11 protein-coding genes are annotated in these 15,591 nt (G+C 55.3%); 8 read left to right on the top strand and 3 right to left on the bottom strand.

Annotated elements, in window-relative coordinates; genetic code table 11:
- Nucleotides 1-11: 11 nt before the first annotated feature.
- Nucleotides 12-782: a metallophosphoesterase family protein gene (locus CLV74_RS10385; RefSeq protein ID WP_106264336.1), complete on the top strand. Its 771-nt coding sequence runs from the start codon at nucleotides 12-14 to the stop codon at nucleotides 780-782.
- 45 nt (nucleotides 783-827) lie between these two features.
- On the opposite strand, the gene CLV74_RS10380 is transcribed toward CLV74_RS10385, so the two are convergent.
- A complete protein-coding gene (locus CLV74_RS10380) occupies nucleotides 828-1,979 on the bottom strand; it encodes an MraY family glycosyltransferase (protein ID WP_106264334.1) in 1,152 nt (383 codons plus the stop codon).
- Nucleotides 1,980-3,001: 1,022 nt separating this feature from the next.
- Nucleotides 3,002-3,328: a 4'-phosphopantetheinyl transferase family protein gene (locus tag CLV74_RS22810; RefSeq protein WP_281260659.1), complete on the bottom strand. Its 327-nt coding sequence runs from the start codon at nucleotides 3,326-3,328 to the stop codon at nucleotides 3,002-3,004.
- 598 nt (nucleotides 3,329-3,926) lie between these two features.
- Between CLV74_RS22810 and CLV74_RS10370 the strand changes: the two genes are divergently transcribed.
- From CLV74_RS10370 to CLV74_RS10340, 7 genes are all read left to right on the top strand, one after another.
- A complete protein-coding gene (locus CLV74_RS10370; RefSeq protein WP_245888516.1) occupies nucleotides 3,927-5,546 on the top strand; it encodes an FMN-binding glutamate synthase family protein in 1,620 nt (539 codons plus the stop codon).
- 161 nt (nucleotides 5,547-5,707) lie between these two features.
- Nucleotides 5,708-7,546: a dihydroxy-acid dehydratase gene (ilvD, locus tag CLV74_RS10365; protein ID WP_106264326.1), complete on the top strand. Its 1,839-nt coding sequence runs from the start codon at nucleotides 5,708-5,710 to the stop codon at nucleotides 7,544-7,546.
- A gap of 127 nt (nucleotides 7,547-7,673) precedes the next feature.
- Nucleotides 7,674-8,147 (top strand): YbaK/EbsC family protein, encoded by a 474-nt coding sequence (locus CLV74_RS10360; protein WP_106264324.1) that lies wholly within the window; start codon nucleotides 7,674-7,676, stop codon nucleotides 8,145-8,147.
- Between the two features lie 551 nt (nucleotides 8,148-8,698).
- A complete protein-coding gene (locus CLV74_RS10355; RefSeq protein ID WP_170108021.1) occupies nucleotides 8,699-10,006 on the top strand; it encodes a methyl-accepting chemotaxis protein in 1,308 nt (435 codons plus the stop codon).
- A 207-nt stretch (nucleotides 10,007-10,213) separates the two neighbouring features.
- Entirely contained in the window at nucleotides 10,214-11,206 is a 993-nt protein-coding gene (locus CLV74_RS10350; RefSeq protein WP_106264319.1) for an endonuclease/exonuclease/phosphatase family protein, read from the top strand.
- Nucleotides 11,207-12,149: 943 nt separating this feature from the next.
- Complete coding sequence (locus CLV74_RS10345) at nucleotides 12,150-12,605, top strand: VPLPA-CTERM sorting domain-containing protein (RefSeq protein WP_106264316.1); 456 nt, start codon at nucleotides 12,150-12,152, stop codon at nucleotides 12,603-12,605.
- A gap of 158 nt (nucleotides 12,606-12,763) precedes the next feature.
- Nucleotides 12,764-13,930, top strand: coding sequence for a nucleotide sugar dehydrogenase (locus tag CLV74_RS10340; RefSeq protein ID WP_106264683.1), 1,167 nt, complete (start codon nucleotides 12,764-12,766; stop codon nucleotides 13,928-13,930).
- On the opposite strand, the gene xrtD is transcribed toward CLV74_RS10340, so the two are convergent.
- Nucleotides 13,931-15,532, bottom strand: coding sequence for a VPLPA-CTERM-specific exosortase XrtD (xrtD, locus tag CLV74_RS10335; RefSeq protein WP_106264314.1), 1,602 nt, complete (start codon nucleotides 15,530-15,532; stop codon nucleotides 13,931-13,933). It abuts the gene before it with no gap.
- Between the last annotated feature and the right edge of the window lie 59 nt (nucleotides 15,533-15,591).

Raw genomic sequence — 15,591 nt, 5'->3', positions numbered from 1 at the left:
GGGATCCCGAAATGTTTGGAAAAATCCGTTCTATTTTTGGCGGCAGCGCCAATGAAAAACGCGTCCAACTCCCCAGACCTACGCGGGAAACGATATTTGCCCCTCAGCAGAATTTCTGGGCAATCGGCGACATTCACGGCTGCAACGACAATTTGGGCCGCGCCCTGGAGCACATCAAGGACCAATTCGTGGTAACACTTGGCGACATGGTCGATCGAGGCCCACATTCGGCAGACGTTTTAACACGTCTTTGGCGACTGCAGACCGAAAACCCATCACAAGTGGTTTGCCTGATGGGCAACCACGAGCAGATGCTGCTTGAATTCATCGATGATCCGGCAGGATTAGGTGCGCGCTGGCTTGGCTTTGGCGGACGCGAAACACTCGAGAGTTTCGGGATTTCAGACGCCTCGAAGCGACCCGATGCCGAAGAGGCTTTAGAGCTTGCCGACCGCTTTGAAGACGCTCTGCCTGACGGTATGCAAAGCTGGCTTCGGAACCTGCCGATCTCTTGGAGCACCGGAAACATCTGGTGCGTTCATGCAGGCATGAACCCCAAGCGCGAACCGGAAAAGCAAAGCGAGCGCACGTTGCTTTGGGGTCATCCAGAATTCTACAGCGCGTCCCGCGACGACGATATTTGCGTCGTCCATGGTCACACAATCATGGAAAAAGCAGGTATCTCCGATGGCCGCATCGCACTTGACACAGGGGCCTACCAAGGACGCGGCCTTACAGCGGGCCACATAACCACTGCGGGCTGCACCCTCAGAACTTTCTGACCTTTCGGAAAAAGAAAAACCGGCCATCAATTGGCCGGTTTGAGCTCACGCAGCGTCTGAAACCAGAACACCACTTTCGTGATCGTCCTGCTCTGCTGGTTTGGCAATCTTCTTGCGAAGCTTCGGGATCACTTTAAGCGCTGCAAAGTAGCTGCCCCAAAAGAGGGTGAAATACCCGAATACAGACAAAGCAGCCGCAAGGTTGTTGTTCCAGAAGTAAGCTCCGGTCATCGCGGGTGCCGCGACGAAAGGTGCCAGGATCAACGTCGTCAGCGGGTTCGAGATGTAGCGGCGCGCGCGGCCCAAGAAAAGCAGTTCAAGCGAGCGCATAACTAGCTGATGTGCATGCAGCCGATCCGGTGCCATAGCGTCTGCCTTACGGCGCGAACGGCGATAGATCGCCAAAAGCATGTCAGAGATCGGCCAGAACATCGACAGGAAGATCGCCCAAGGCGCAACCTCGGCATTGCTTTCGAGGACAAAGATCCCCAGCCAGCTGACCGCGAAGCCCAAGGTGTAAGCGCCAGCGTCCCCAAGGAATATCAATCCACGTGGGAAATTGAAGGCGAGGAATCCGAACACCGCGGCGACCAGGCCAAATCCGAAGAGGATTCCAAACTCATATCCCGCATGCCAACTGATCAGCGACTGCGACATCGCGGCGGCGATCGCAGTCACGCCCGAAAGGCCGTTAACGCCATCAACCATGTTAAAGGCATTTGCCACCCCTGAGGTCAAAATTAGCGCGGCAAGAATGCCGAACAGCGGAAATACGACGAGCGTATCTAGGAAGGGCACACCAAGACGAGTCAACCAGACACCGTCCAGCACCACAACAGCAATCCCCGCAGCAAACACCGCCAACAACCGCCGCTTAGGCGAAACACCGAACCCGAGGTCTTCGGCAAGGCCGACAAAGAAAATAATGCTCCCGCCGAAGATAAATTTAAGCAGAAAACTTTGATCGCTTGGATCAACGATAAAAATCAATCCGAGCAACGCCGCGAAAATTGCGACCCCGCCAATTCGAGGCGTGATTTTTGTGTGCGCAGACTGGACCGCGACGAGGTTCGAGTGACTTCCCGTCAACCTAGGGCTGAGATGTTTGCCACGAATTAATAAATAGCAAACCGCAAGCGACGCTAGAAGAATCGGGATCAGTTCTCGTGCATGAAGGGAAAGAAAATTGTCAATCATTTCTGAGTCATTTTACAAAGGCTAAGGAGAGATAAATAAAAACGCCCCACCTACCACATCATTTTGATTACATGAATAGTTGTAGAATGTGAACCGTCCGTCACATCACAAAGTGAAAAATCTTCGATGCAAAAATGCAAGCATGAGATGAATAGCCCGAATTTCCTAAGGTAAACTGCAAACGCGACAACATCAGACCGACAGAATGTCTTGCCTACCAAAGCCCAAAAGATCCCAAAATGTAATCAGAAGTATCAAATCTCTTCTCTTACTGAAGTGTACGAGACGCTCCTTTCAGGATGACCGAGGCACCATAGCCGCCACAGATGGCTATTTCGTAAATTTGATAAGAGGCAACTCAGGTCCTCGCACGAGTTCTCATTGCCAGAGGCAGAAATCCCTAAAATTGCACTACACAAGAGAATACAATCTATTGTAGAAGATCTGTGTAAAATGAGAGAATAGCGCCCCATGCATTTCCCACAGATATTGGCGAAATACTTCATCAAATGAGATACGGTTCGGCAAAAATCATCCGATTGACTACGTAATCCTCGCGCACTACCGCTCTGGTGCTGGATGGCTGGCAATTTGCCAATGCTTTTAGCGTAGAAAATAAGGTGCAACGCTAAGCAAGGCCATTTTCTGCACGTGCAGCCATTGTTCAGGAAAACAGCACATTAATGCAATACAAGGCGATGAAATTTTGTGCGATCACAGGAAAGATTGCTAAAAATTCACGTTTTGCCACAACAGATTTTGCGCCTAGGGACACCAAAACTGCCGCGTTCTAGGTCTGCGAACTGGGGCCACCATACATCCCTAGTCAACTGAAGCCTTTGCAATCAGCCCCCTGAAATTCCGCGCTTCCGGGCCCACGATTTCCCCAACAGCCGCTGATACTGCGTGAGGGGCTCTAACACCTGTTTTGGCCCCCAACCGCCAAAACACCCGCGCAGGCATCGCGCTGAGAACGGCGACTGTCCGACCAGCACTCTCCATCTGAGCAGAAAACTGAGCTTTCACAATTTTGCGAGGCTGACCACTTCGCCGCCTATTGCGCCCATGAAATAGACAGACCAACGGGTTTTGCAGCCGTCAAAAAAGACGCTTCCCGGTCGCGCGCTCAGGGAGATTCGCTCTGGCGCAATGCTTAGACCCGCGCCCAATCCCTTCGAATATGCTTCTTTACCGGTCCAGAATTCATAGAACTTCCGCAATCGTTCTGTTGGATCAAGGCCACTCAATACGGCTTGCTCTGAACAATGGCAGGTCTCTGCGATCAATGTGTCCAAATCGTCCAAGGGACGTATCGTCTCGGCATCGACGCCGATTGGCCCGTTGGCCATAGCCGCAACAGCACGGGTGCCTGAGTAGCTGAGACTTAGGCAGAAGTTCGATGTTCCCAATATCGCCGGACCCCGACCGCCATGATGAGCAACTGGTGCCGCAGTCAACGCACATCCGAAAGCCTCTGAAACGACTTGTCGGCAGAGAAGTCGACCGCAAAGGTGCTTATGTTGTTCACCGGATGCATAGACAGCGCATTGAGCAACCTCTTTATCGGTAAGTTGGGCCCTGATTGCATCCGTCGGTAGGCTTGCAAAAGGTAGGGCTGCGAGACGCACGGATGAGAAAGACATAGGACGCTTGAAAGAACTGATCTTCGGAAACCAAATAATGGCACAACTTAAGGTTGTTATCCCCCGTCCTGCAAGCGGTGTTAAAGATCTGACAACGTCTGACCGCGACAAAATCTTTCAATGACACCTACAGCGCGACTTTTTCCTGTCGTTCACTCGTTACGCCCCGACGAGATCTCTAGAACACCGCACAACTTTCGCGAAAACCGGAACCTGCGGTGGACCCTCTAGGACGCTTGAGGCACAGTTGGCGCAAATCGCCGTCAGGCCCGACTTCAAGCGGCCATCATATATGAGGTGTCACATGATCTCTGTCGCCCTGCGCTACGTCACGTTTATCGCAATAGGCGTCGCGTTTTTCCTCTTCTTGATCGCAGCCATCGTGTTCGGCAGTTGGAGCCTTGCGGCCCTTGCACTTATATCCGGTGGGCTGTTGGCGCTTGGCATCTATGATGTGATCCAGCCAAGACACGCGGTTTTGCGGAACTACCCGATCCTTGGCCACTTTCGTTACGCGTTCGAGATGATCCGCCCCGAAATCCGCCAATATCTGCTGGAAAGCGACAGCGAAGAGGTTCCATTTTCCCGCGAGGCCCGCGCCATCGTCTACCAGCGCTCCAAGAACGTTGAGGACAAGCGCCCCTTCGGCACCAAGAAGGCGGTTTATGACAGCGGCTACCAGTGGCTGACCCACTCGATCCGCCCCAAGGAGATCAAGGACAAGGATTTTCGGGTCATCATTGGCGGGCCAGATTGCACGCAACCCTACGCGGCCTCGATCTACAATATCTCTGCCATGAGCTTTGGTGCGCTATCGGCGAACGCCATTTTAGCGTTAAACAAAGGCGCGAAGGCTGGCGGCTTTGCCCATGACACCGGCGAAGGCGGCATCAGCCGCTATCATAAAGAAGGCGGCGGAGACCTTATATATGAGATCGGCAGCGGCTACTTCGGGTGCCGCGATGAGCATGGCAATTTTGACCCCGAGAAGTTCGCCCGCATCGCCGCCGAAGATCAGGTCAAGATGGTCGAACTGAAGCTCAGCCAAGGTGCCAAACCGGGGCAGGGGGGTATGCTGCCTGCAGCAAAGATCACCCCTGAAATCGCAGAGGCCCGCGGCGTGCCTATGAATAAGGACTGTATCTCTCCGGCCAGCCATTCGGCCTTTGATACGCCAATCACCATGATGGAGTTTATCGGCAAACTGCGCACCCTGTCGAAGGGCAAGCCGGTTGGGTTCAAGCTGTGCATCGGCCACCGACGCGAATTCATGTGCATTGTGCGCGCCATGCTGGAAACCGGCATCACGCCCGACTTTATTGTCATCGACGGCAAAGAAGGCGGCACCGGTGCCGCACCGATGGAGTTTGCGAACCACATGGGGATGCCGCTGGTCGAAGGTCTGACCTTTGTTCACAACACATTGCGCGGCGTAGGCCTGCGGGATCGCATCCGGCTGGGGGCCAGCGGCAAGCTGATCAGTGCGTTTGATATCGCACGCACCTTGGCGCTTGGTGCGGATTGGGTGAACTCGGCCCGCGGGTTCATGTTCTCGATCGGGTGCATTCAGGCGCAAGCCTGCCACACGAACCACTGCCCCACAGGCGTCGCGACCCAAGACCCCAAGCGGTATCGCGCACTGGTCGTGCCGGATAAGGCTGAACGCGTGGCCAATTTCCATCGCAATACCATGAAGGCGCTGGCGGATATGACCTCGGCGGCGGGGCTGACCCATCCGTCTAACTTTTTGCCACACCATTTGCTGATGCGTGAGAAGGATCGCGACATGGTCACAGGGCAGGAAATTTATCCCTACATGCCCGAAGGCTTCCTGCTGCGCGAAGATGACGACCGTGGCGGATATCTAATGCGCTGGCGCCGGTCGTCCTCGGTCAGTTTCGATCCTTTTGACGGCGGTGTCTGATCCAAAGTGAAAAGCCCAAGGCCCATCACACGCAACAACGGAAAACCCCGCCCTTCGCGGGGTTTCTTATCAATTTTTGTATACCAAAGCGCTGATGCGGTTGATTTTCCTCTTTTTGGGGTGCAGGAAACCGTGCAACCGACAGTTTGAAAGCGAAAGACATGCCCGCATATCGTTCCCGTACGACCACCCATGGACGCAATATGGCAGGGGCCCGTGGCCTCTGGCGTGCGACCGGTGTGAAGAACAGTGACTTTGGCAAGCCGATCATCGCCATTGTGAACAGCTTTACCCAGTTCGTCCCCGGCCACGTTCACCTCAAAGATCTGGGCCAGCTGGTCGCCCGCGAGGTTGAGGCCGCAGGCGGGATCGCCAAAGAATTCAACACCATCGCGGTGGATGACGGCATCGCAATGGGTCACGACGGTATGCTCTATTCGCTGCCTTCGCGTGAGCTGATCGCGGACAGCACCGAATATATGGTCAACGCCCACTGCGCCGACGCGATGGTCTGCATCTCGAACTGTGACAAGATCACCCCAGGCATGCTGATGGCCGCCATGCGCCTGAACATTCCGGCGATCTTCGTTTCGGGCGGCCCGATGGAAGCGGGCAAAGTCACGCTGGACGATGGCCGCACCATCGCGCTGGACCTTGTGGACGCCATGGTTGCTGCGGCGGACGACAAAGTCTCCGACACCGATCTGGCCAAGATCGAAGAGGCGGCTTGCCCCACCTGTGGTTCGTGCTCGGGGATGTTCACCGCAAACTCGATGAACTGTCTGACCGAGGCACTGGGCCTGTCGCTGCCGGGCAACGGCTCGACGCTGGCGACCCACTCGGCCCGTAAGGCACTGTTCCTTGAAGCTGGCCGCCGCATCGTCGAGATCACCAAGCAGTATTATGATGAGGGCAACGAAAACGTACTGCCCCGCAACATCGCGACCAAAGCCGCGTTCGAGAACGCAATGGCGCTGGATATCGCCATGGGTGGCTCGACCAACACGGTTCTGCACATCCTAGCCGCTGCGCAAGAAGGCGGTGTCGACTTTACTATGGACGACATCGACGCCCTGTCGCGCCGCGTGCCCTGCCTGTGCAAAGTCGCGCCGAACAAAGCCGACGTGCATATGGAAGACGTCCACCGCGCTGGCGGCATCATCAGCATTCTGGGCGAACTGGCCCGTGGTGGCCTGTTGGACACCAGCTGTAACACCGTTCATGCGCCGACCCTTGGCGATGCGATCAAGAACTGGGACATCGCGGTCAGCCAGAACAACACCGCGCGCGAACTGTTCCTTGCCGCCCCCGGTGGTGTGCCGACCCAAACCGCGTTCAGCCAGTCCAGCACTTGGCCCGATCTGGATACAGACCGCGAAGGCGGCGTGATCCGCTCGACCGAGCATCCGTTCTCGAAAGACGGCGGTCTGGCCGTTCTGAAGGGCAACATCGCAGTGGATGGATGCATCGTGAAAACCGCCGGTGTGGATGAATCGATCCTGAAATTCAGCGGCCCCGCCCGTGTGTTCGAAAGTCAGGATGCAGCCGTTCTGGGCATCCTGAACAACAAGGTTCTGGCAGGCGAAGTGGTTGTGATCCGCTATGAAGGCCCCAAAGGCGGCCCCGGCATGCAGGAAATGCTGTATCCGACCAGCTACCTGAAGTCGAAAGGTCTGGGCAAAGCTTGTGCGCTGATCACCGATGGCCGCTTCTCGGGCGGCACTTCGGGTCTGTCGATCGGTCACGCCTCGCCCGAGGCGGCTGCCGGTGGCACCATCGGTCTGGTCCGTGATGGCGACATGATCGAGATCGACATCCCCAACCGCACCATCAACCTTGCCGTCGACGACGCCGAGCTGGCCACCCGCCGCACGGCGCAAGACGAAGCAGGCTGGAAGCCGGTTGAGCAGCGCAAGCGCCAGGTTAGCCAAGCACTGAAGGTCTACGCGGCCTTTGCCTCGTCGGCAGACAAAGGCGCTGTTCGGGTTCTACCTGAATAAGCCTTGAGGCATCGTAAGAAACACCGCCCCGCCCGCACCCGCAGGCGGGGCTTTTTCGTCTTGGCCCCTTGCACCCTTTGGCCCGTTGCGGGACACAAGGCGGACCGCAGCAAAGACGAGACATCTGATGAGCACCGCCACACCCGCCACCCGCGCCTTGGACAAAGCCGGTATCGCGTATGAGGTGCTGGAATATGACTACGTAGCCGGTCAGGATAAAATCGGCATCCATGCGGCGGCAGCCATCGGGGCAGACCCCGCTACGGTGCTCAAAACCCTGATGGTCGAGGTCGACAGCAAGCCCATGTGTACAGCCATCCCATCAGACCGCAGCCTGTCGATGAAGAAAGCGGCTCAGGTCTTCAAAGGCAAATCCGCACAAATGATGGACCCAGCCAAGGCCGAGCGCATGACCGGTTTCCGCACAGGCGGCATAAGCCCATTTGGTCAAAAGAGGGCAGTTCCAACCGCCTTCCACGCCCCCGCAATGAATGGCCAGATTGTCTTGAACGGCGGAAAGCGGGGCATGATGGTGCGCCTAACAGCCTCTGATGCGTTAAGTGCCGCCGCAGCCCAAACTGCCGATCTCTGCGCGGACTGAAAACCAGACGCAATGTTTGCGGTACCGGAATCAGGTGAACCAAGCTGAAACCGATACCCAAAGCTTCATCTAAAGCGCGAGCCCTCTTGCCCGGACCTTCCAGACTTTTAGCCTGTATTTGAACTTTTTTGGAATATTTCTGGGGACATAGGGACGCGCGAACTACACCCTGATGGGTCTGCCCCGTGCGCATAAGTAGGGGGGCGATTGATTGTTATACAGTCATATTTACACACATTCAGGATGAGACACATTCACCCCTTGCCTCCTGTCCTTCTCGGACTCGCGGCCTTTGTCATTGCGGAAACGGCCAGCATCCTTGCTGTGCCAGTCCCGGCGGAAAACGCGCCGGTGCTGGTGGTCGCACCCCCATGGCACGGCGGCGCAGAGGCAGTGGTGCTGGCGGCTGGGGGAGAGTTGGTCAGCCCGGTGAATGCTCCGATGTCTGCGGTCGCGGCAGGCGCGTCTCATGCGGCACTAAAACAATCTGGTGCGTGGTTCCTATTAGACCCGAACACCTTCGAATTCCTCTGTGCTTCAGGATATCCATCATGACAGTTGACCCCTCTAAACAATCCAGTGCGCCTGCGGATCAAGCCAAGCCTGGCAGCAGCGAAGATTATTCCAAGCTGGCCCGCATGGTGTGCCTCGGGCTGACGCCAGTGTCACCGCTGGCCGCATTTATGGTCGGCGCGCCTCTGACAGCCGTTGCAGTTTCCTCGGTGATCTTTGGCCTTTTGGGGCTACTCTCGATCCGGATGTCCGAAACCGCGAAGCCAATGGTTCTCAGCTTTGCGTTGGTCGGACATGCGGCTGCCTTTGTTGCTGCATTTGCTGGACATAAATGGCAGATCGACGCGCATATGCTGTTCTTCGCGATCCTCGCGATCATCGCCACCATGAACAGCATCCCCGCCTTGGGGGTCGCCGTGGTCGTCGCCGCTGTTCACCACCTCTCATTCGGCCTACTGCTTCCCAGCGCGGTGTTTCCGTCTGTTGGCATGTTCGAAAACCTACAGCGCGTTATTCTGCACGCAGTCATCGTGATTTTTGAATCCGCCGTTCTGCTGGCGTCGATGCTGCAACGCGCCCGCGCCGCAAAAGAGATCGCCGCCGCCCGTGAAAATCTGGCTCGCACTGCTGCCGACGCAGAAGAAGCGCAGGTCGAGGCAGAAAACTCGCGCGAACAAGCACTTGCTGTTGCCGAACGCACCCGCCGCGAAGGACAAAAAGCCGCTGTGGCCGTCGAGGAAATCTCAGCCGCTGCAAACTCGGCCAAAGACAGCGCCACAAATGCTCAGGCAGTGGTTCGCAAAACCCAAGAATACGCCGAGCAATCGCGCCTTGTCGTCGACCGCGCCAAAGAGGCGATGGGTGCCATCAAAGTCTCGTCGACCGAGATCGACACCATCGTGACCGTGATCGACGAAATCGCCCGCCAAACCGACCTGTTGGCACTGAACGCAGCCGTTGAATCGGCACGAGCAGGCGAAGCTGGTCGCGGCTTTGCGGTGGTCGCGCAGGAAGTCCGCAAACTGGCCCAGCGTTCAGCAGACGCCAGCCAGCAGATCCGGAATCTTGTCAGCACCTCGTCCGAGCAGGTGATGGAAGGGGTCGATCTGGTCGGCGAAACCGGCGATGCCCTGACCCGCATCCTGGATGCGGTGGCGGAACTGAACACCATGATGGCCGATATCTCGCTGGTCACCCAGCATCAGGCCGAAGGGCTGTCGCAGGTCTCGGTCGCGATCTCGCAGATCGACACAATTGCCGAAGATGACGCAGTGCAGCAATTGAATGCGGGCGCAAATGTCAGAGCCGCCTCTGTGAAGAAGGGCGAACTTTCTTTCACTTTCTGACTTACAGCACACGAAAATGGGCGCGGCAAACGTCGCGCCCCTCAATGCTTGGTAGGGAAACCTACCAAGCATTTTTCGTTTCAAAACGGGAACCAGTTCTGCAGAATGTTTCCAAGCCAAGCAGAAATGCCGGACCTGCGGACTGGAAAACAACTTTAAAGTGTGTAGATTGACTTAAGAATCCAGACAACAAACGGGAACATCTAAATGAAACGCATGTATTCGACATCTCTCGCCTACCGCGTTTTCATAGGTGCGCCGTTGCTGCTTTTTGCATGTGCGGCAATGCTTGCGGCGGGGCTGGCGCTTTATGTGCAGGATGAATCCGTCACCGGCACCTTCGCCAGAATGGCTGACAGTCTGGCCCCTCATCTCTACGTCGTTGGCATTCTTTCGTTTCTCCTAAGCTGGGTCTTTTTACGCGGCACCCCGATCAAGATGATCGCACTGGCGCTAGGCGGTCTATCCTTCGTTCTGGCAACGGTAAGCGGCGTCTGGACTGCGCTAGACAATCACAAGATGACAATCGCCGTTGATAGTAGCCTTGCAACCGACATCACAGTCCTTTGGTTCAACGTCTATGAGGGCAATCAGGTCTCGCCGAACCTGTTGGCCTCTGAGGTTAGAGACAGTGGCGCAGACGTGGTTTTCCTTGGGGAGTCCACCCCGATCAAATCTGTCCTCCCCGATTTACAGGCGACCTATCCCCACCAAATGGGCTGCGCCGAATGGAGCTGCCAGATCACGGTTCTTTCCAAACTCCCGTTTGGCGAAGGATCAAAGCTTCGCGCCACAACCCGTCCGGATCGGCTGGCCACACTGGTTCTGGAGACCGGCAGCGGCAAGCCGGTGACCGTCTTTGCCTCACACCTGGCCAAGCCTTGGTTCTATGGCTACGTTAACCATGACATATGGTTCGTGAACAAAGCGTTAAACGCAGCAGTGACGCCCTACATTCTGGTCGGAGACTTCAACTCTGCCCCTTGGTCCAGCGTGATGATGGGCTTGCGGCGTGAACACGGCCTAAGCAATGCCAACAACACCCCCAAAACATGGCCTGTGGGTGCGCCCTCGATCGGAGTTCCAATTGACGGGATGTATGTCTCGGGCGGGGTGGCGATCACGTCGATCACACCATGGGGTGCGCATCTTCAGTCAAACCACCTTGGGTTGCTGGGAACCTTCCACGTGTCGCAATAAGCGGCGCCAAGAAACTAAAGCAACCCTTTAAAAGCATATCCCCGCTCCCATCAAAAATTTATGGGGCGGGGATACAGTTCGACATGCGCTACACAGGGCAGCACTTAGTGAGTGGTGGTCGAATTCGGTGTTCTTTTTCTGCCTTAAGAATATGCAGGCAGCCTACGTCAGGAAACTTCAAATACCGCAAAACGTATTTGCAAAAAATACAGTTAACGAACCTCTATCTGTTTAATCGTACCGAGGGAAATCAATTCCTCATGACCACTTATAGGTCGCACAAGGATACCAAATCAAGCATAAATTGTAATCTGATGTATCATATGTAGTTTACGCGACTTACATCTTGAAATCTGAAGGCATGATTTCTGTTCTACACCGAGGTTTTGACGTAACCACGCGTTTCTACGCCAAAGACTGCGCCGCCAAGGATCGTTCCAACGTCTGCACGGGTTGAGCCCCATGATTGTATGCGCCAGTTAGCCAATGCACTTATGGTAATCTTCTTAAGTTCCGCGCCAAGATCAGGCCTTCGATGCACCCTTAATTCAGCATTATACGTTCGCTAATTTAGTCAAGACGCACGCGCCGCCTCACATGCCCAGTTCGCTGCAAAGCGACTCAACTCAAAGTGTAAGGGGCTTAGTATCAAGAAATAGTAAATCTCCGTGGGTGATTTCGACAACCTCTAGGGAAATCTCTCTCCGATTTTTTACACTTTGGATGCATTTCAGCACATCATTGCAAGATTGTGCATCGGACTTGCATTGGATCGCATATTTTTTTCAATCACTCTCTCTAGGGGTATGTATATTTATAAACACTCTCCCTATAAGGGTATCTGTGCTGATTTGGCACGAACTTACAGTCGCAGCGGGATTCTGGTGGGTAGCTTGTTTTTAAGGGTTACAAACCGCTGCGTTTTCTTGAACGGAGTATAGACATGAAGTCAATTCTTCTGCGCCTTGCGCTTGTGATTGGCAGTTTCTTTGCCATTACCAGTGCGGCTTCGGCTGCTTCGGTAAATTATGAAGGCACCGTGGGTTTTGTTTACACCACCGCCTTTGAAGTAACCGAAGCCGATGCTGGCGCACACCAAGTGACCATCACCGGCCTCAACACCGCCCTCATGCTGCTTGGCTACATCGAGCAAGGCGTCGCATACTTTGAGGGTGCGCTGGTCCTGAACGGTGGCATGATCGACAAAATCGTTGATCTGACCGTTGGCACCTACAACCTGGTCCTGTTCAGCCTGCTTCCTGCAGATGTAAATATCAGCATCTCGCGCGTTGCAGACGTTGCACAGGTTCCCGTTCCCGCCGCTCTGCCTCTGCTGCTTGCAGCTCTTGGTGGTCTCGGGATCGCAGGTCGTCGCCGGAAAGCCGCAACTCCGGCATAATCGGACGTATTGTCCCTTACTGTCGTGATCTTGGCTTGAAATCTTGGAAAAGCTCTGCTGAAAAAGCAGGGCTTTTCTTTTACGGTCAGAGCGTTGGGTGCAAAGCCTCTTCTGACTGCTGGGTTCACGGTTTTGAACAACTGATCGGGTTATACATCATGAAAATTGTTGTCGCAGGCATCGGGTATGTCGGTCTTTCCAATGCTGTCCTTCTGGCACAGCACCACGAAGTGGTCGCGGTCGACATCTCGGAGTCCCGAGTTGCAGCGGTAAACGCACGCAAGTCCCCGATTGTCGATGCCGAGCTGGAAGACTATCTGGCCAGCAAGCAATTGAACCTCAGCGCGACCACCGACATCACCACGGCGGCCCAAGGCGCAGACTATGTGATTGTGGCCACGCCCACCAACTACGATCCGCAAACCAACTACTTTGACTGCTCCAGCGTCGAGACGGTGATCAAAGCCGTCACCGCTGTGAACAAAGATGCTGTGATCGTGATCAAATCCACCATTCCAGTAGGCTTCACCGCGCGCGTCCGGGAAGAGCTGGATACGACCCAAGTCATCTTCAGCCCCGAGTTTCTGCGCGAAGGTAAGGCACTCTACGACAACCTTCACCCCAGCCGCATTGTCGTGGGTGAAGAGAGCGAACGCGCGAAGATCTTCGCAGACGCCCTGATTGGCGGCGCGATCAAGAAAGACGTTCCGGTTCTTTTCACCGGCTCGACCGAAGCCGAGGCCATCAAGCTATTCGCGAACACCTATCTTGCGATGCGCGTGGCCTATTTTAACGAACTGGACAGCTACGCGATGTCCTTGGGTCTGGACAGCCGCCAGATCATCGAAGGGGTCGGCCTTGATCCGCGGATCGGCAGCCACTACAACAACCCCAGCTTCGGCTATGGCGGCTACTGTCTGCCCAAAGATACCAAGCAGTTGCTGGCCAACTACTCTGAAGTTCCCCAAAACATCATTCGTGCCATCGTGGATGCGAACCGCACCCGCAAAGATTTCCTCTCGGATGCGATCGTTGCACGAAAACCCAAAGTGGTCGGCGTTTACCGTCTGGTCATGAAAGCGGGCAGCGACAACTTCCGCCAAAGCTCGATCCAAGGGATCATGAAGCGGGTCAAGGCCAAGGGCATTGAAGTGATCGTATATGAGCCGGTGTTGGAAGAAGACGAGTTCTTCCGTAGCCGTGTCGTGAACGATCTAGAGGCCTTTAAGGCTCAGGCAGACGTCATCGTTGCCAACCGCATCACGGACGATATCCGTGATGTGGCTGAAAAGGTCTTTAGCCGCGACTTGTTCGGCTCGGACTGATTAGAACGGCACGTAGGCGGGCAGACGTTGCAGGTTGGGGGCCATAAAGGCCTGCAACCGCGCGTCAGCCTCAGCCTCGGTCTCACCGTCTTCAATCGGCGTGATGAACCGAACCAAAGCGCCATCGGTACGTCCGATGGTCAAACTATCCTTCAAAACCGTCAGCTTTGCCTGAAAATCGTTGGTCAAACGCTTTCCGCGCTGTTCGAACCAGTAATAGACCAATTGCTGGTCTTGGCCGTTCTGGATCACAGCACGGTTTACCTCGAACGTGCTGTAGGGGCTATCGGGGAAAGAAACTTGATAGGGCTGGATCGAGAAAATCTCCCACCCTGCGGAAGGCAGGCAAACCTCTGGTGAGTGGATCCCCTGACCCTCGGTCTGCCGATTGTAGAAAGCCACGAACAGGTTGGTAACCGCCCGCGTTTCGGTCGAGACGAAGGTCATGTTGATGTAATCGTCGGCGGCAAGCACCTGCTCGATCTCTGGCGTGAGGGTTTGGTTGGACCCGCGCCATTCGCCAATCCGCTGGGGGTAAAAACCAAACGGTTCGCGCTGGATTTCACTCATGCTCTTCTGGTTAAGGCCAACCCAAGCTAGTCCGAAAACAGCCGTTAACACCGTGATTGTCACCAGAGCGCGCGAAACCTGGATCGCAGGGGCCCAAGCCATGATACGGCCAAATCCTGTGGTGTCGATGTCGATGGTCTCGGACAAGGGACGCGGATCACGCGCAAAGCTCTGCATCATCCACGCCAGTCCAAACAGGATGGCAACGCATGCAATGAAGATAACCCAGCCTTCGAAAAAGTGCAGAAAACCCTCTGCCTGCTGCGTCCCGTATGAGTTCACCAGAACACCGATAACCCCGATCCGAAAGCTGTTCATCAGGACCGTGAGCGGGGCTGCTGACAGCAGTAGCACCGCTTTATGCCACATCGGCCCTTGGTAGAGGATCGAAAACAGGTACGAAAAGCTGAGGATCGGGAACAGATATCGCAGCCCCGAACACGCCTCAGCGACCTGAAGTTTATAGACCCCCAGATCAATCACGTTGCCTTCCAAGAACACCGGCACATGCATCAGCTTGATGAACCAGACCCCAAGCTCAGAGCTAATGCCCTGCAAAAACGTGCTCATGTTCCAATACATGAACTGGGGCAGGGGCAGCATGAAAACCAAGTGGAACACTGGCAGCATATGCAGCTTGCCCCGCTGCCATCCGAACAGCACCAGCACCATGCCAGCCACCCAGAGGATATAGGCATAGGTAACTATGTCCGGAATCCGCGACGCATTCCCAAGAGTCGCCAAAACCAGCGCACCAAGGGTCACCAACACGCCAAGCAACCGATCACTGACCTGTGCCTCCGGGCGGGGCCGGTTCCGAAGCTCTCGCAGGAAGAGATACATGGAGATGACTGGAATAAGCGGGCCGTGGCTATATTCCGGCGTCAACCACGCGGCGATCAGCGATTGATATCCGATCAGAAAGACCGGAATCGAAGCAATATTCAGGCCGACAAAGATCCAGAACCCGACCGAGAAACTACGGACATCCAGACTCTTTCCCGCACTCAGGGCATTGCCACTGAAAACCATAAATTTCTCCGGCGAATAACATTAATGAAATACAACTTTAAGTATATCACCGCCAGAAG

It is taken from the genome of Donghicola tyrosinivorans (assembly GCF_003003355.1).
Classification (GTDB): Bacteria; Pseudomonadota; Alphaproteobacteria; order Rhodobacterales; family Rhodobacteraceae; genus Donghicola; species Donghicola tyrosinivorans.
This window is presented reverse-complemented; position numbering and strand designations above follow the sequence as displayed.